This window comes from Zwartia vadi (genome assembly GCF_030410375.1).
GTDB lineage: Bacteria > Pseudomonadota > Gammaproteobacteria > Burkholderiales > Burkholderiaceae_B > Zwartia > Zwartia vadi.
Map to the genome: position 1 here is coordinate 142,498 of NZ_JAUHHE010000001.1, position 17,147 is coordinate 159,644.

A 17,147-nucleotide genomic window follows, 5' to 3' on the forward strand; every position below is an offset into this window, starting at 1 on the left:
TTACGGCAGCACGACCGTATTTGCCCTATGCCCCCCAAAATCGGGGGCCCAAGCTCTTCTGACCCTCTATTGAGAAGCCTCCATGCCGCACGGCAAATCCTTTCCAAGCAGCACAAACCAGACTATTTCATGGCTTGCCGGGGAGCAAACTCTCACCGCTTCCTGGCGCTCCGAAAACGGCTGGGCCGCCCCAAAACGTTCGGTCCTGGCCGACGACACCATGAGTGCGGACAGCGCCTACAGGCTGGCAAGCGAGGGCGTCGCACTGATCTGGACAGGAGACTTTCAAAATGCCCGTCTGTTGCTGCAGGCGCTTGCGCGACGCGCAGCGAAGCGGCGCCCGAAATACCTCGAACTCCCCTACCCGGAGCGCTTTCACCAAGTCAGACTGGCACGTGCGCAACGCGCCCGCACGCTCGGAATGCTCTGTCTGCCCTTTGAGCCGCACCACCACCTCGCGCATCGTCGGGCACCTGATGTCAAAGCGGCCTGCCTGGCTGCTCATGGAGACACTTCTTCAGGTTATGTGATGCCTCTGACGGAATTGCTCGGTTTAATCAGCGCCTACGAATGGCGTAAAAACGGGATCGAAATCCCCGCGCTCGGTGCCCGCATTCACCCACATTATGGTGTTTTTGCCCCCACACGCTCTGAGTATTTGGCATTGATCGCGCGAGCACCCTTGCCGCAAGGACCGGGTGTACAGGGCCGTGCTTTCGACATCGGAACAGGGACAGGTGTCATTGCCGCCATGCTGATCAAACGCGGGCTCAGACACGTCACAGCAACGGACACACAAGCGCGCGCGCTCGACTGTGCACGTGAAAATATCGAACGCCTGGGGCTCTCTGCTCGGGTTGATTTTGAACAAACAGATTTATTTCCTGCCGGCCGCGCGGATTTGGTTGTTTGCAACCCGCCTTGGTTACCCGGTCGTCCGGCCTCGGTGCTTGAACATGCCATCTACGATCAGGATCAGCGCATGTTGAATGGTTTCCTGAACGGCCTGGCCGAGCATTTGACCCCTCAGGGAGAAGGTTGGCTCATCTTGTCGGATCTGGCCGAGCACCTCGGCTTGCGCAAGAGGGAAGACCTCTTGGAAAAAATAAACGTCGCAGGACTTCGGGTGATGGAGCGATTGGATATCCGTCCCACACATCCGAAAACAAAGGATGACGAAGACCCTTTAGCCGATGCGCGACGCGCCGAAATCACCTCTCTCTGGCGATTACGAGTTTAAGACGCGCGACGAGCGGACTTGGGTCTAAAGGCTTTGACAACGTCCTCATTCGTCTCGATGTACGGCCCGCCAATCAAATCGATGCAGTAAGGCACGGCAGCGAAGATACCCGAGGCGACCACCGAACCATCATCTCGCTTCAGTCCTTCGAGCGTCTCGCTGATTGCCTTGGGCTGGCCCGGCAAGTTAATGATCAAGGCGGCGTGATCCTCGATTTCTCTGAGGACGGCAACCTGACGCGACAAAATAGCAGTCGGCACAAACTGAAGGCTAATCTGACGCATTTGCTCGCCAAAACCCGGCATCTCGCGTGTCGCGACTGCCGTGGTGGCCTCAGGCGTCACATCTCGACGCGCAGGACCGGTCCCACCCGTCGTCAACACCAAATCGCAACGTTCACGATCGACCAATTCGATCAACGTAGCGGAGATCGTCGCGGCGTCATCCTGAATCAAACGCGTCACACACTCGATTGGCGTCGCGACCGCTTTTTTAAGCCAGCTTTCCAAAGCAGGAATACCCTGATCCTCGTATACGCCTTTAGAAGCGCGATCTGATACTGAGACAAGTCCAATCCGAATCGTATCGGGGTGACGTTCAGGATTGGCTGCGGGGGTAGGATGATTCATGATGCGTAAAAACCTCGAGCTGCGCTCTTAATTGTCTGACTTCTTCCATTAAATCAACCATCAATGCGGCTGCGTCCAGATTGACCTCAAAATCCCTCTGGATTCGAGCGATCTGACGTGCGCGCGCCGCCGCAGCGCTGGCAAAGACCCAGCTCTCGGGCGAAGTCTCGGCAGGAATCATATTCCGTTCGACGCCCACCAGTCCCTCGCGCACCAGCGTCACGACCCAATCGATTTGCTGCTCACACAAGCAGGCCATTTCATGCAGAGAAAGCGGCGCAGCATCATCGACCATCACCGCAGAATAAATCGTCACCGCTTTCATCCTTGTACTCCCAAATGACGGCGCGGATTAAAAGGGGCGGCCTTGGCTAAAGCTTGATAAGCAGCCTTGGCAGCGTCCGTCGTCGCAGGTGGCCAAACGACATCCAGCACAAGATACAAATCGCCAGCAGGATCGCCCGGCAAGCCCTTGCCACGGAGTCTGAGTTTGCCGCCGGGTTGACTACCCGCGGCAATACTGACCTCCACCTCGCCTTGCAAGGTTGGCACACGCACCTGCCCGCCACAGGCGGCCTCCCAGGGCGTGACTGGCAGTTTCATGCTCAAGTCTCGACCCTGCACCTGATAAATGGGGTGTGGTGCAAAATGTACAGTCAAAAATAAATCACCCGCAGGCCCACCTGCCTCGCCTGGCATCCCTTGACCAGACAAACGAATCATCTGGCCCGCACGCACACCTTTTGGGATTTTGACGCTCAGTGTGCGATTGACCAAGTGAGGCCGACCCTGAGCATCGAGTTGAACAGCGCGCAAACCGAGCTCGCGTGTCGCACCATGCAGGCTATCCTCGAGCGTAATCTCGATCTCTGCGTGATGATCTTCGCCCTTGTAAGGCTGCCCACCCGTTTGCCGCGCATCCGCACCTTGGCTACGGCGCTGTCGCTCAGCCTGCTTGAACAGACTCGATAAAAAGTCATGAAACTCTGCGTCACCGGCGGCCTGACCATCGCCTCCCGCAAACTCAAACCCGCGATCCCAACCTGGTCCGGGCGCAGCGCCTCCAGCTGAGACATTCGCTCTGAGCTGATCATAAGCGGCTCGCTTTTCCTCATCCCGCAACACATCATTGGCCTCATTGACCTCACGCATGCGAGTTTCAGCGTCTTTTTCCTTACTCACATCCGGATGATATTTACGCGCGAGTTTGCGATAGGCTTTGCGGATGTCATCCTGCGAAGCCTCGGGGGTGATTTCTAAAATTTTGTAGTAGTCTTTGAATTCCATGTGTGTGGCCAAAAATTTTGTGCCAAAAAGGTGGATATGTCTTCACAATGGGGGCAAATTCACAAAAATACAAGTCCAACCGCAGCAAATACCATGCAAATCAATCATATTCCTTTTGGCACGACTGACTGGTCCAGCATTCCTTCGACTGAACATCACGGCACAACGGGCAAGGCATTTTGGCGCACCCAGCAGTTTGGCAGCATCCGCGTGAGGATGGTCGAATACACACCAGGCTATCTTGCCGATCACTGGTGTGAAAAAGGCCACATCTTGTTGTGTTTGAGCGGATCGTTGCGCACAGCGCTCAAAGATGGTCGCGTCTTTGATTTGCAACCCGGCATGAGCTACCAGGTTGCCGACGGGGCAGAGCCCCACCAGTCCTCAACAGAGACTGGTGCGACACTGTTTATTGTGGATTGACTGGGTGCGCTGCGCGCTTTTGCAAAATATCCACGGCAGGCAAGGTTTTGCCTTCGAGGAACTCTAGAAAAGCGCCGCCACCCGTCGAGATATAACCAACCTTGTCGGTGATCCCGAACTTGGCAATTGCTGCCAGAGTGTCACCACCTCCCGCGATTGAAAAGCCGGCCGATTGTGCAATCGCATGAGAAACAGAGGCCGTTCCATGACCAAATTGCTCAATTTCGAACACACCCACAGGTCCGTTCCAAACAATCGTGCCGGCATTTTTCAAGATGTCAGCCAATTGCGCTGAAGTTTGCGGACCGATATCGAGAATTAAATCATCCGCAGAGACATCTTTAGCAGCCTTGGTTGTGGCTGTCGCTTGCGCGGAGAACTCTTTCGCACAGACGACATCAGACGGAATAGGAACCGCTGCGCCACGCGCCTGCATTTTTTGCATCACGGCACGCGCCTGGTCAACCTGGTCTGGCTCTGCCAAAGACTTGCCAATCGGCAAGCCAGCAGCCAGCATAAAGGTATTGGCGATCCCGCCGCCCACAATCAGTTGGTCGACTTTGTCGGCCAACGACTGGAGGATGGAAAGCTTGGTCGAGACTTTTGAACCGCCAACAATCGCGACCAACGGGCGCTTGGGGGCCAACAAGGCACGTCCAAGTGCTTCGAGTTCGGCCTGCAGCAGAGGGCCCGCACAAGCAATCGGCGCGAACTGAGCCATGCCATGTGTAGTGGCTTCTGCGCGATGCGCCGTACCGAATGCGTCGTTGACATACACATCGCACAGCGCAGCCATTTTCTTGGAGAGCTCTGGATCGTTTTTCTTTTCGCCTTTGTTCACGCGACAATTTTCGAGCAATACAACTTGTCCGGGAACGACCTTGACACCGTCCACCCAGTTTTGCACCAGCTCTACAGGCATCCCCAACAACTCGGAGAGTCGTTTAGCAATCGGCGCCAACGAGTCTTCTTGCGTCAGCGTCCCCTCGGTCGGACGACCGAGATGCGAAGTCACCATCACAGCGGCACCCGCCTCCAAAGCCAGGCGAATACCTGGCACAGAAGCGCGAATCCGGGTGTCTTCGGTGATGTGGCCCGCATCATCAAAAGGAACGTTCAGATCAGCGCGAATAAACACGCGCTGACCTTTCAGTTTGCCAGCCTGAGCCAGAGCAGTAAGGGTGTGAACGGTTGTCATGATCAGCTTTTAGGGCAAACAATTATTTTGCGGACATCAAGGCGATAGTCGTGTCGAGCATGCGGTTGCTGAAACCCCACTCGTTGTCGTACCAGGAGTTGACTTTCACCAGATTGCCCGAGACCTTGGTCAAGGTTGCATCGAAGTTGCTCGAAGCTGGGTTATGGTTGAAGTCAACCGAAACTAGCTGCTCCGTGTTGTAAGTAAGAATGCCCTTGAGCGGACCGGACTCGGCCGCACCTTTCAGGATGGCATTGACTTCTTCGACGGTGGTGTCACGCTTGGCGGTAAAGGTCAAATCAACGATCGATACATTGATGGTGGGTACGCGCATCGCAAAACCATCGAGTTTGCCATTGAGCTCAGGCAATACCAGACCAACGGCAGCGGCAGCGCCAGTCTTGGTGGGGATCATGCTCATCGTGGCCGAACGTGCGCGACGCAGATCTTCATGATAGACATCGGTCAAGACCTGATCGTTGGTGTAAGCATGGATCGTTGTCATCAAACCTGTGACCACACCCAGCTTTTCATGCAGAGGCTTGACAAGAGGGGCCAGACAGTTGGTGGTGCAAGAGGCGTTAGAGATCACCGTGTGCTCTTTTTTGAGCACATCCTGGTTGACGCCAAACACAATGGTTGCATCAACGTCTTTGCCGCCAGGCGCGGAAATAATAACTTTCTTTGCACCGCCCTTCAGGTGAGCCGATGCTTTTTCCTTGCTGGTAAAAAAGCCTGTGCACTCGAGCACCACATCGACTTTCAAATCGCCCCAGGGTAATTCGGCGGGATTACGATTAGCCAGCACGCGAATCTTGTCACCGTTGACAACCATGTAATCGCCTTCGACACCGACTGTGCCGGGAAAGCGACCATGCGCCGTGTCGTATTGAGTCAGGTGGGCATTCGTCTTGGGATCGCCCAAATCATTGATAGCCACGATTTCGATGTCGTGCTTTTTGCCACCTTCGTAGTGTGCACGCAAGATGTTGCGACCAATACGACCATAACCGTTAATAGCGACGCGAATTGTCATGAGACTCAACTCCTAAGTTTGAGAAATTTATAAGACTTGCTTGACTGCCTGAGCAACCTTTTCTGCCGTCAGACCGAAATGTTTGAACAACGCGCCGGCAGGTGCCGACTCGCCATATGTATCGATACCTACCACCGCACCTTCGAGTCCGACATACTTGTGCCAGAAAGCCGTCACGCCAGCCTCCACAGCTACGCGTGGCATACCCTTGGGCAAAACCTGCGCGCGCCAGGCGGCATCTTGTTTATCAAACACATCCGTGCTGGGCATCGAAACCACACGTACTGCAATGCCTTCGGCAGCGAGCAGTTTTTGCGCTTCGATTGCAAGCGCCACCTCGGAACCCGTTGCGATGATCGCTGCTTTTGCATTCGCCGCGTCTTGCAGCACATATCCACCGCGCGCGACGTGCTTGAGGGTCTCAGGGCTGCGCGGGATAAAAGGAAGGTTTTGTCTGGACAGCAACAATGCGGTAGGACCCCCAGCATGCACATCCATGCCAATACTGCTTGGGCGCTGAACCGCCGCTAACCAGGCCGCCATTGTCTCGACCGTATCACAAGGACGCCAGACTGATAAATTGGGAATGAGACGCAAACTGCTCGCGTGCTCGATCGACTGATGGGTCGGTCCATCTTCGCCCAGACCAATGGAGTCATGGGTAAAGACATGCACGACGCGCTGTTTCATCAGCGCGGCCATGCGCAACGCATTGCGCGAATAGTCTGAAAAGGTCAGGAACGTTCCACCGAAGGGCAGATAGCCACCATGCAGTGCCATGCCGTTCATGATTGCAGCCATACCGAACTCACGCACACCATAGTTGATGTGGCGTCCAAACTGAATGCCTTGCGCACCGGCACGAACAGGCGCCACACCCTTCCAGTCAGTAAAGTTTGACCCCGTCAGATCCGCGGAGCCACCCAGCATCTCGGGCAATATTTCAACCAAAGCTGTAATCGCTTGCTGGGAAGCCTTGCGTGATGCCACGGTCTCGGCTTTGTCATTTGTAGCGGAGAGAAGCTTTTCAGCGACAGAGGCAAAATGAGCGGGCAATGCGCCTGTCATTCGACGGGTGAATTCAGCGGCCTCGACCGGAAACTTGGCTGCGTAAGCATCAAAGGTTTTTTGCCAGGCCGCTTGAGCTTGCGCACCGACCTTGCGTTGATCCCAACCCGCGTAGACAGCCTCGGGAATTTCAAAAGGCGCGTGAGACCAACCTATCGCGGCACGTGTCGCGGCAATTTCGTCCGCACCAAGCGGGGCGCCATGCACCTTGTCCGTACCCGCAACCGTTGGGGCACCCTGACCAATCACTGTCCGGCAAATCACCAGCGTCGGCCGACCGTGTTGCGCACCAAGCTTGCGCGCCTGTCCCAGCGCATCATGCACGGCTTCGACATCATGACCGTTCGCGACACGCAAAACATTCCAGCCATAGGCCTCGAAACGCTTGGCGGTATCGTCCGCAAACCAGTTCTCGACATTGCCGTCGATTGAAATACCGTTGTCGTCATACAGCACGACGAGCTTTGAGAGGCGCAAGGTACCAGCGAGCGAGCAGACCTCGTGGGAGATACCTTCCATCAGACAGCCATCACCGACGAAAGCGTAAGTATGGTGATCGACGATTGTATGACCCGGGCGATTGAACTCCTCAGACAGCAAGGCTTCAGTCAACGCCATCCCCACTGCATTGGCCAATCCCTGACCGAGCGGACCTGTCGTAGTCTCGACTCCGGGAGTGATGCCCACCTCCGGGTGGCCAGGCGTCTTTGAGTGCAATTGACGGAACTTGCGAAGCTCGTCCATCGGCAGATCGTAGCCAGTCAAGTGCAGCAAAGCATAAATCAGCATTGAGCCGTGACCATTGGACAAAACGAAGCGGTCCCGGTTTGCCCAGGCGGGATCGGCTGGATTGTGCTGCAGATGTCGCGTAAACAAGGCTTCGGCCATTTCGGCCATCCCCATCGGGGCTCCGGGGTGGCCGGAATTGGCTTGTTGGACAGCGTCCATGGCAAGGGCGCGGATGGCATCTGCCAGTTTGATGGGGGCGGCGATAGTTGAGCTCATGCGATGGGTCCCGACCGGACAATCACGGGATCAGAAAAATGGGTTACAAAACGTAGGAGTTTAGCACCCGTATAACCACGAAGACATCACCGAGCACCCCGCATGGCTGACCCCCGCTTTTACTGTCCAGAACCGATTTCCGCCCAAGAAACACTTGCCCTGCCCGATTCGGTCGCCCACCACATTCGGGTCCGCAGACTGGAGGCGGGTAGCACGATCGTTTTGTTTGACGGGCGCGGGGGTGAAGTGCCGGGAACCCTTGATTTCAAAGGAAAAACCGCCTATGTCTCCCTAGGGGACTTACACCCTAAAGAGTGTGAGCTCGCTGGCGAGTTATGCCTGGTTCAAGGGCTGCCCTCAGGCGACAAGATGGACTGGATCATCGAAAAAGCGGTCGAGCTTGGAGTCAGCCGCATCGTTCCGATCAGTGCGCAGCGCAGTATCCTGAAGCTTTCTGGTCCACGGCTCGAAAAGCGCCTGGCCCACTGGAGTGGCATTATTGAGTCGGCCTCTGAGCAGTGCGGCCGCAACCGCCTGATGCAAATCTCTCCCCCACAGTCTTTGGAAGAGGCGCTGAATACCCGGGCGATTGGAGAGCGTTTACTGTGCGACCCTTCAGCGACCGAAGATCTGGAAACGCGCCTCTCCAATCCTTTATGCCCCGCAAAAACCGAGCGCGCCCTGACTCTTTTGGTCGGTCCCGAAGGAGGCTGGAGCCCGGAAGAAGTCCAGAGTTGCCTGCGCAACCAGGCGCAAGCTATTCGATTTGGTACTCGCGTGTTACGCACCGAAACGGCTGGACTTGCGCTAGCAGCCGCCGCAACAGCCATCTTGCGGTGGTAAATACAGGCTGGCTCATCATTCAGGCCGGCTCATCGCTCCAGGCGTTAACGACGCCAGGTGTCGCTTCGGGATGCTTGCCTGCATGGTGAATGCCATAAATGAACACCCGATTGTTTTCGTGCGCGAACTCGACCGCATCGTTGAGCACCTGCAAAAACTGCTCGCCATCCGTCACAATGGCGGGATCAGCTGAATGCAGGTTGTTCATGACCAAGACAAAACCACCCTCTTTTTGATCAAGCAAGGTATCGCATAGGCAGTCGTAGAGCCCGTCAAAATCCGCGCCAAAAAACTGCGGATAATCGACGGCTTTTACAATGGCGCGAAATACCGCTGAGCGACTGCGCGCTTTGTCGCAATCCGCCTCAAACCATGCTAGCCCCGCTTCTTTGGCAGCTGCCGCAACAACGTCTCGATCACTCAGGGGATCGAAGGTTCCGCCGCGCTTTAAAAGCTGCCGTAATTTTGGCTCAAGCGTCTTACCCATACTAATGGCTCCTTCAAGCAGGCCACTCTATTGGATCACTTCATCATAGCTTGCATAGTGAACAAGTCACTCTATAGACTCTTCCTTGAGTTTTTATACTGTAAATATCGCGAACAGTCACGACAATAAAACTGTTATTTACGGCGATCGTGATGCAGTGCAAGATTTAATTAAAGAAGTTTCTTTTGAAGATCATCATAGCGAGCGTCATTTGCCTCTACAACAGTAAGCGCTGTCATGTTGACGATTCTGCGGACCGTCGCACTTGTGGTGAGAATATGCACAGGCGCATTCGCACCCAACAGGAACGGTCCGACTGCGACGTTACCGCCCGCGGCAGTCTTGAGAAGGTTGTACGCGATATTGCCAGAGTCCACGTTTGGACATACCAACAAGTTCGCAGCACCTTTCAATGTGGACGAGGGCAGGATCTTCAAACGCAGCGCCTCGTTCAACGCGCAGTCTCCGTGCATTTCACCATCAATCTCTAAATCAGGCTGTTGCGCACGAATCAGCTCCAGTGCTTTTTGCATTTTGCTACCAGAAGCGGAACTGCCCGAACCAAAATTCGAACGCGACAAGAGTGCGACTTTAGGAATCACATTCAAACGACGCATTTGATCGGCCGCCGCAATCGTGAACTCGGCAATCTGCTCAGCAGTCGGGTCATCATTGACATGCGTATCAACCAGAGCAAGTGTCTGCTCGGGCAACAGCAAGATATTCATTGCGGCATAGGTTGAGGCACCGGGACGCTTGCCGATCATTTGATCAACATAGCGCAAATGATCGGCATAGCCGCTCACTGTGCCGCAAATCATGCCATCGGCATCACCCATCCTGACCATCGTCGCACCGATCAATGTCAGCCTGCGACGCATTTCAATCCGCGCCATTTCCTTGGTAATACCGTGACGGCACATTTTTTCCCAATAAGCTGTCCAGTACTGATGAAAACGCTCATCAAACTCTGGATTCGTAACCTCGACATCTTCACCCAGGCGCAAACGCAAACCGAATTTTGTAATGCGATCGGCAAGCACAGAAGGGCGTCCCACCAGAATAGGCTTGGCGAGCTTTTCATCCACAATCACTTGGACCGCGCGCAACACACGCTCGTCTTCGCCTTCTGTAAAAACGATGCGCGACTTGGCGCCCGCACGCACGAGCGCCTTGGCCGCAGAGAACATTGGGCGCATAAACGCACCCGAACGATAGACAAATTGCTCAAGTTGCTCGACGTAGGCGTCGAGGTCAGCGATAGGCCGTGTCGCCACCCCGCACTCCATCGCCGCTTTGGCAACGGCAGGCGCGATGCGCACGATCAAACGGGGATCAAAAGGCTTGGGTATAAATGACTTGGGACCAAAGGAGACGTCATAGTTGCCATAGGCAGCCGCCACCACCTCGCTTTGCTCCTCCTGGGCCAAATCACCGATCGCGATGACAGCGGCCTTTTCCATTTCACGCGTGATTGTGGTGGCACCCACATCCAATGCACCGCGGAAAATATAGGGAAAACACAAGACGTTATTGACCTGATTGGGATAGTCAGAACGACCCGTTGCCATCACGACGTCATCGCGTACAGCATGGGCTTCAGCTGGCAAAATCTCTGGATTGGGATTCGCCAAAGCCAGAATCAGAGGTCGCTTGGCCATCACTTTGACCATTTCAGGCTTTAATACGCCGCCCGCAGACAAACCTAGGAATACATCTGCGTCTGCAATGATATCGGCCAACTTGCGCGCATCGGTTTTTTGAGCAAACCTTGCTTTATCAGGATCCATCAAAACGGTGCGGCCTTCGTAGACCACTCCCTCGATGTCCGATACCCAAATATTTTTCAGCGGCAGGCCGAGATCCACCATCAAATCAAGACAAGCCAGTGCCGCAGCTCCGGCCCCGGACACGACAACCTTGACCTGATCAATCTTTTTATCAACAACTTTCAAACCATTGATGAAGGCTGCCGACACGCAAATGGCAGTCCCGTGCTGGTCGTCATGAAAAACCGGGATACGCATGCGCTCACGCAGCTTGCGTTCAACCGTAAAACACTCGGGAGCCTTGATGTCTTCTAGGTTAATGCCGCCAAAAGTCGGCTCTAAGCCCGCGATGATTTCAACAAGCTTGTCAGGATCCTGTTCGTTGATTTCAATATCGAACACATCGATGCCCGCGAACTTTTTAAACAATACCGCTTTACCTTCCATCACGGGCTTAGAGGCCAGGGCACCGATGTTGCCCAAACCAAGCACCGCTGTGCCATTGGTAATCACACCCACCAAATTGCCGCGCGCGGTGTAGCGAAACGCATTGGCGGGATCGGAAACAATCTCCTCGCACGCTGCCGCCACACCGGGCGAGTACGCCAAGGCAAGATCGCGCTGATTGGATAACATCTTCGTTGGCGCGATCGAAATTTTGCCGGGGCGACCCTGCTCGTGATAATCAAGAGCGGCTTGGCGAAAAGTTTTTTCCATGTTTTTGATGGCCCTTTGTCAGGTCAAATGAATTGAAGGGGATTCTAGCCCTTTTGCGGCAGGAACTTGACCAAATACCCCAGTTGGATCTAGGGTCTGTTTGATTGCCTGATCAAGAGTCATAGCCATGTGTTGTATATCGCCTGTCAAGGGCTGCGCAGCCGATCTTTGCAAGGATGACAACGACTCCGGACTCAACTGCTCTGTACTCGGCATCTGCAGCCAAATCGTCTGCAACCATGCAAGACTACCACCATGCCCCAGAAACAACCAAGCCAAATTCAGCGAGTCTCCCGACTGAGGCATCAACGCATCCAGACGATAGCGCAGCGGCCAGCTTGCGCCCTGCACACAAAGCGCCGCCTCGTTGGACTGCGCAAGCTCGAAGAGCTTTGGGATTTTTTTTTGAAGGGAGAGACTTCGCAAAGGGCTGCTGGCCTGCGCGCCAAAGGGACCGAGTAGCTCGAGCGTTCCGTCGGCCAGCAAGACCTCTGCCTGGACAATACCTGTTTGCATCAAGTTACCCGCAAAGGGGCGTGCAAACCACTGTGCAACGGTCAGATCCGAGTCCTTCAGCGCATCGTCCTCTGCAAAAATACCCACCCGCTTTTGATGGAGCGTAGCAAGCGTCACGCCCGCATCCACTCGCCACAAACGCGCACCGGGATCCTCTAGCTCGGAATGGGCCCAGTCCGCGCGTGAGTCCACCCATAAAATTGGACGCACAGGGTCCGGACAGGCGTCACTATTCAACAATATCAATTGCACGCCCAGCTCGCTGCACAATGCTTGGGCATGCATCACATCGATTGCGCGCGCAGGCTCCAGCCAGGCCTGAGAAAGCTGCGACGCCTGATCCCAACGCACACGCCCTTCGCACACGCGAGACAAGCGGGCGCACAACTGACCCCAAGGCGTCGCAGGTGTTCTGCGCCCAGTGAGAAAAGCCCTTCTGGAAGGTTGAGTAACCACTACAATTCCGCTCCTAGAGGGAGAATGGCAAAATGACGGCACTTGCAGCACGAACGAACGATACAGTCACCTTTCACGCGGTCGAGCTTCTAAAAGAAGCCTCGGCGCTTACCCGTGCCGGTATCGACATTATCAGCCTTGGTGTCGGAGAGCCAGACTTTACAGCACCGCCGGCCGTTGTGGCAGCGATGGAACAGGCTGCGCACGCTGGTAAAAGCGGCTATTGCCCGCCTGCCGGATTACCAGAGCTGCGTGAGGCAATCGCTGGATTCTACGCCACCCAGCTTGGTGCTTCTGTTGACCCGAGCCGTGTCATCGTTACCTCAGGCGCCAGCGGGGCTTTAATGCTCGCCGCCATGGCGCTGATCAATCCAGGCGATGAAGTCCTCATGCCTGACCCCTGCTACCCGCCCAACCGCAATTTTGTGGGTTCGGCCGGTGGCATAACGAGACTGATACCCACTTCAGCCGCCTCGCGTTTTCAACTCTCCGCGAAAGACATTGCTCAGCACTGGGGGCCACACACTCGCGGCGTACTCATCGCATCACCAAGCAATCCAACCGGTACCTCCATTGAGCGAGACGAGCTCGCCCGTATTTTCAAAGAGGTGCGCGCGCGCAAAGGCTTTGTCATGATGGATGAGATCTATCTGAGCCTGTCTTACGATGGGCAGCGGCAAACTGCGCTAAGCCTTGACGATGATGTGATCATCCTCAACAGCTTCTCCAAATATTTCAACATGACAGGTTGGCGCCTGGGCTGGATGATCGTGCCACCACACCTCGTTGCCCCGATCGAAAAGATGGCAGCAAGTCTGGTGATCTGTGCGCCGACACTCGCACAGTACGGCGCACTAGCCTGCTTTGAGCCGGAAACACTTTCGATATATGAACAGCGTCGCGAAGCGTTTCGTGCGCGACGGGACTTCATTGTGCCCGCGCTGGAAAAGCTCAATATTTCCGTTCCGGTCAAGCCCGATGGCGCTTTTTATGTTTATGCAGATATCTCCGCGCACTCACCGAACAGCAGCGACTTTTCGCAAGCATTGCTGCACGGCGCGCGCGTCGCCGCTGTTCCTGGACTTGATTTCGGTCCCGCCCATGCCGCGCACACCATGCGCTTTGCTTACACAACCAGCCTTGAGCGCCTGCAAGAAGCCATGCAGCGCATCAAGACCTTCCTCGGTTAACAAGGACGTTCATCTTGAAATACAAAGACCTGAGAGACTTTATTGCGCAACTTGAGAAAAACAACGATCTCAAGCGCATTGACACTCCGATATCCAGCAGCCTCGAGATGACTGAAATTTCAGACCGCGTTCTGAAAACCGAAGGACCTGCCCTCATTTTTGAACATGCCCTGCATCACGGTAAAAAAAGTGACATGCCGGTGCTGACCAATTTGTTTGGGACACCCACACGCGTGGCGCAAGGCATGGGCGCGACCGACACCGCGGCGCTTCGCGACATTGGAGAGTTGCTGGCCAGTCTGCGCGAGCCGGAGGCACCTAAAGGCTTTAAAGACGCTCTGGCGAAAGTCTCGATGCTCAAAGCCGCGCTATGGGATATGAGCCCCAAAAATGTGAGAGGCGCCCAATGCCAGGATATTGTTTGGGAAGGGAACGATGTGGATCTCGACAAACTCCCCATTCAAACCTGCTGGCCAGGCGACGTCGCGCCACTGCTCACTTGGGGACTCGTGATCACACGGGGACCCAACGCGCGACGTCAAAATCTCGGCATTTATCGTCAGCAAGTCATCGGAAGAAACAAGCTGATCATGCGCTGGCTCTCCCATCGCGGGGGCGCTCTTGACTTTAGGGATCACGCACTCGCTCACCCAGGCACGCCGTTTCCGATTGCTGTCGCGCTCGGCGCGGACCCCGCAACAACGCTCGGTGCGGTCACCCCTGTTCCCGACTCACTATCTGAGTACCAGTTTGCAGGACTTCTGCGAGGCGGACGCACAGAGGTGACGTCAGCGATTGGCAGCAGTCTGTCAGTACCCGCCACAGCAGAAATCATTCTCGAAGGACATTTGCTGCCAAGCAGCGATCCGCGCGCCATCCGTCCTGTTGTGCCCGAAGGCGTGAACCCACCCCCCGCCTCCGATTACGAACTCGCTCTAGAAGGTCCCTACGGAGACCACACCGGTTACTACAACGAACAAGACTGGTTCCCAGTTTTTACTGTCGATCGCATCACCATGCGACGCAACCCTATTTATCATTCCACTTATACAGGCAAACCCCCCGACGAACCCGCGGTGCTCGGCGTTGCACTCAATGAAGTCTTTGTGCCCATTCTGCGTCGACAGTTACCCGAGATCGTTGACTTTTATTTACCCCCGGAAGGCTGCAGCTATCGATTGGCAGTCGTATCGATTCGCAAACAATATCCGGGTCACGCCAAACGTGTCATGTTTGGTCTGTGGAGCTTGCTCAGGCAGTTCATGTACACCAAATTCATCGTGGTCGTCGATCAGGACATCAATCCACGGGACTGGAAAGAAGTCGTCTGGGCCATGACGACGCGCATGGACCCTGTACGCGATACTCTTTTGGTCGAAAACACCCCCATCGACTATCTTGACTTTGCCTCGCCCGTCTCGGGCCTGGGTGGAAAAATGGGTATGGATGCAACCAACAAATGGCCTGGTGAAACACAGCGCGAATGGGGTGAACCCATTCAAATGGACGCCGCGACAAAGGCGCGCGTCGATGCAATCTGGGGCTCGCTCGGGCTCTAAGATCTTTGCGCGCTGCGCAACAGCAGCCACAGGAAAAAAGGACCACCCACCAGACTTGTGATGACGCCGACCGGTAACTCGGCAGGCATCACAAGCGTGCGGGCCAGCCCATCAGCCAGCAGCAACGCTATCGCGCCCCCCATCCAGGACATCGGCAAAAGCAAGCGATGACCTGCTCCAAGCCAGAGTCGCAACATATGCGGCATGACAAGACCAATAAAAGCAATACCTCCCGTCACGGCGACCAGCGGCCCGACTAGCAAACAGATCACGACAATCAACTCGCGCCGAACACGCTGAAGCGCGAATCCAAGATGCAGCGCCTCTCTCTCCCCCAACAGTAACGCATTGAGCACACGCCAGCGCGATACTAGCCACAATGATAGAAGGACAGTCCAGGGCAAGAGCCACACGAGGCTCGACCAACTGGCGCGCGTCAAACTGCCAAGCGACCAAAACGCAAAACTTCGAAACTGCGTGTCAGAGGCAAACGTTACGAGCAAGCTCACAAGACTCAGCGCAAACGCATTAATCGCGATACCCGCCAACAATAATCCAGCGACTCCGGGAACGCGGCGGCCCACCACATACGCGATAGCTGTTGCAAAGATCGCGCCAGAAAAACCAGCCACTCCGGTTGCGAGCACACTCCCCATACCTAGCAACAATGCAATCACTGTACCCAGAGATGCGCCTGCTGAAATACCAACCAAAGTCGGTTCGGCCAAAGGGTTTCGAAACAACGCCTGCATCACCGCACCGCTCAAGGCCAGTGCGCCTCCCACGATCACAGCCAACAAAACACGCGGCAAACGCAAATCAAACAACACCGTTTGCAACAATGGATCGTCCAAGTGTCGGCCGAGCATCAGAGCAAAAAAATCGTGCCAGCTTAAATCGATGGCACCGGCCCGCAAAGATAAGAGCGCCAGGGAGCACAGCGCGATCATGCCGCCCGACACCCACAGCGCAGTTGATCGTCCGTCCGATCTTGCCTGACTACTCATCAGCGTATCGACTTGACTTCTATGACTGAGCGTTGACCTGATTGCATGATCTCTTGCTTCATGACGAGATTCAGACTTGGACAAAACCAGTCCGTCACCTGCGACTGTATAGTCGGCAAGGGAATCATCGCGCCCCGCACCTGAATCAAGGTCGGATCCGTGCCCCGTGAGTATCGAACCGGCCAGCAATTTTGCTGACCCACCGCGGTATCAATACGTTGTTGTGCGCCCACTGTTTTTTCACCCATTCGTACCGTTAAAGGGGTAGTGGGCCCTCTGCGCGGATCGCCAATTGCGAGACGAAAAGATTGTGGAGCAAACCGCTGTCCTGCCGCAGTCACAGGCGCACCATAACCAAACAGACTCAGCATTTGCATGTCAACGTCTGGATCACCGGGTTTTCTGACTTCGCCTGGTTTGGTCAGACTGGTTTTGACGCCCTCGATCCGCATCAAGTGATCAATATCCGTTTCGCCGGACAGCATCCCCAGCAAGGCATAGTTGGCATAGCCCTTTACCATTGCCTGACATTGTCGGGCAGAGGATTTTTGGACTTGACTGAAATTGAGCTTGGCGGAAACTTGTACTAAGCCCGAGCCAACGATTTCAATCTCACCACCGTTGTGAAAAAACTTTGCCTGACAAACCTCGGCAGATGCAGCATGGGTAAAACCAAGCAAGGCCAGGATCGGCCAGAGGTATTTCATTTTCATGATG

The 17,147-nt window shown here is 55.2% G+C and carries 16 protein-coding genes; 5 read left to right on the plus strand and 11 right to left on the minus strand.

Annotation, left to right across the window (positions count from 1 at the left end; translation table 11 throughout):
* The first annotated feature begins 82 nt into the window (after positions 1 to 82).
* On the plus strand, positions 83 to 1,240 hold the full coding sequence (locus tag QWY27_RS00685) for a class I SAM-dependent methyltransferase (RefSeq protein WP_290193838.1): 1,158 nt from the start codon (positions 83 to 85) through the stop codon (positions 1,238 to 1,240).
* Here the strand turns inward: QWY27_RS00685 and mog are convergent.
* Genes mog through QWY27_RS00700 form a run of 3 tightly spaced genes read right to left on the minus strand, consistent with a single transcriptional unit; the run spans position 1,237 to position 3,156 of the window.
* Positions 1,237 to 1,869, minus strand: a complete 633-nt coding sequence (gene mog, locus QWY27_RS00690) for a molybdopterin adenylyltransferase (RefSeq protein WP_290193839.1) — start codon at positions 1,867 to 1,869, stop codon at positions 1,237 to 1,239. The two genes, QWY27_RS00685 and mog, sit on opposite strands and share 4 nt — an antisense overlap.
* Positions 1,838 to 2,194, minus strand: a complete 357-nt coding sequence (locus QWY27_RS00695) for a chaperone modulator CbpM (RefSeq protein WP_290193840.1) — start codon at positions 2,192 to 2,194, stop codon at positions 1,838 to 1,840. Before QWY27_RS00695 ends, mog begins: the two co-directional genes overlap by 32 nt.
* Entirely contained in the window at positions 2,191 to 3,156 is a 966-nt protein-coding gene (locus QWY27_RS00700) for a DnaJ C-terminal domain-containing protein (protein WP_290193841.1), read from the minus strand. Before QWY27_RS00700 ends, QWY27_RS00695 begins: the two co-directional genes overlap by 4 nt.
* A gap of 93 nt (positions 3,157 to 3,249) precedes the next feature.
* Here QWY27_RS00700 and QWY27_RS00705 point away from each other — a divergent pair, with 93 nt between their 5' ends.
* Entirely contained in the window at positions 3,250 to 3,579 is a 330-nt protein-coding gene (locus QWY27_RS00705) for a DHCW motif cupin fold protein (protein ID WP_290193842.1), read from the plus strand.
* On the opposite strand, the gene QWY27_RS00710 is transcribed toward QWY27_RS00705, so the two are convergent.
* Genes QWY27_RS00710 through tkt form a run of 3 tightly spaced genes read right to left on the minus strand, consistent with a single transcriptional unit; the run spans position 3,566 to position 7,886 of the window.
* Entirely contained in the window at positions 3,566 to 4,777 is a 1,212-nt protein-coding gene (locus QWY27_RS00710) for a phosphoglycerate kinase (RefSeq protein ID WP_290193843.1), read from the minus strand. The genes QWY27_RS00705 and QWY27_RS00710 overlap by 14 nt on opposite strands.
* Before the next feature lie 22 nt (positions 4,778 to 4,799).
* Positions 4,800 to 5,813, minus strand: coding sequence for a type I glyceraldehyde-3-phosphate dehydrogenase (gap, locus tag QWY27_RS00715; RefSeq protein WP_290193844.1), 1,014 nt, complete (start codon positions 5,811 to 5,813; stop codon positions 4,800 to 4,802).
* 27 nt (positions 5,814 to 5,840) lie between these two features.
* Entirely contained in the window at positions 5,841 to 7,886 is a 2,046-nt protein-coding gene (gene tkt, locus QWY27_RS00720; RefSeq protein WP_290193845.1) for a transketolase, read from the minus strand.
* Positions 7,887 to 7,988: 102 nt separating this feature from the next.
* On the opposite strand from tkt, the gene QWY27_RS00725 reads away from it, so the two are divergent.
* Positions 7,989 to 8,729, plus strand: a complete 741-nt coding sequence (locus QWY27_RS00725; RefSeq protein ID WP_290193846.1) for a 16S rRNA (uracil(1498)-N(3))-methyltransferase — start codon at positions 7,989 to 7,991, stop codon at positions 8,727 to 8,729.
* Positions 8,730 to 8,748: 19 nt separating this feature from the next.
* Here the strand turns inward: QWY27_RS00725 and QWY27_RS00730 are convergent, their stop codons facing one another.
* From QWY27_RS00730 to QWY27_RS00740, 3 genes are all read right to left on the minus strand, one after another.
* Positions 8,749 to 9,216: a barstar family protein gene (locus tag QWY27_RS00730; RefSeq protein WP_290193847.1), complete on the minus strand. Its 468-nt coding sequence runs from the start codon at positions 9,214 to 9,216 to the stop codon at positions 8,749 to 8,751.
* A gap of 170 nt (positions 9,217 to 9,386) precedes the next feature.
* Complete coding sequence (locus tag QWY27_RS00735; protein ID WP_290193848.1) at positions 9,387 to 11,702, minus strand: NADP-dependent malic enzyme; 2,316 nt, start codon at positions 11,700 to 11,702, stop codon at positions 9,387 to 9,389.
* 18 nt (positions 11,703 to 11,720) lie between these two features.
* Positions 11,721 to 12,674 carry an FAD-binding protein gene (locus tag QWY27_RS00740; protein WP_290193849.1) on the minus strand — a complete coding sequence of 318 codons (954 nt, stop codon included), beginning with the start codon at positions 12,672 to 12,674 and terminating at the stop codon, positions 11,721 to 11,723.
* A 32-nt stretch (positions 12,675 to 12,706) separates the two neighbouring features.
* Here QWY27_RS00740 and QWY27_RS00745 point away from each other — a divergent pair, with 32 nt between their 5' ends.
* Both QWY27_RS00745 and QWY27_RS00750 read left to right on the plus strand, forming a co-directional pair.
* Positions 12,707 to 13,864, plus strand: coding sequence for a pyridoxal phosphate-dependent aminotransferase (locus QWY27_RS00745; protein WP_290193850.1), 1,158 nt, complete (start codon positions 12,707 to 12,709; stop codon positions 13,862 to 13,864).
* A gap of 14 nt (positions 13,865 to 13,878) precedes the next feature.
* Entirely contained in the window at positions 13,879 to 15,423 is a 1,545-nt protein-coding gene (locus QWY27_RS00750) for a UbiD family decarboxylase (RefSeq protein ID WP_290193851.1), read from the plus strand.
* Here the strand turns inward: QWY27_RS00750 and QWY27_RS00755 are convergent.
* Positions 15,420 to 16,373: a FecCD family ABC transporter permease gene (locus QWY27_RS00755; protein ID WP_435433429.1), complete on the minus strand. Its 954-nt coding sequence runs from the start codon at positions 16,371 to 16,373 to the stop codon at positions 15,420 to 15,422. The two genes, QWY27_RS00750 and QWY27_RS00755, sit on opposite strands and share 4 nt — an antisense overlap.
* Positions 16,374 to 16,429: 56 nt before the next feature.
* Complete coding sequence (locus tag QWY27_RS00760) at positions 16,430 to 17,143, minus strand: hypothetical protein (protein ID WP_290193852.1); 714 nt, start codon at positions 17,141 to 17,143, stop codon at positions 16,430 to 16,432.
* Positions 17,144 to 17,147: the final 4 nt, after the last annotated feature.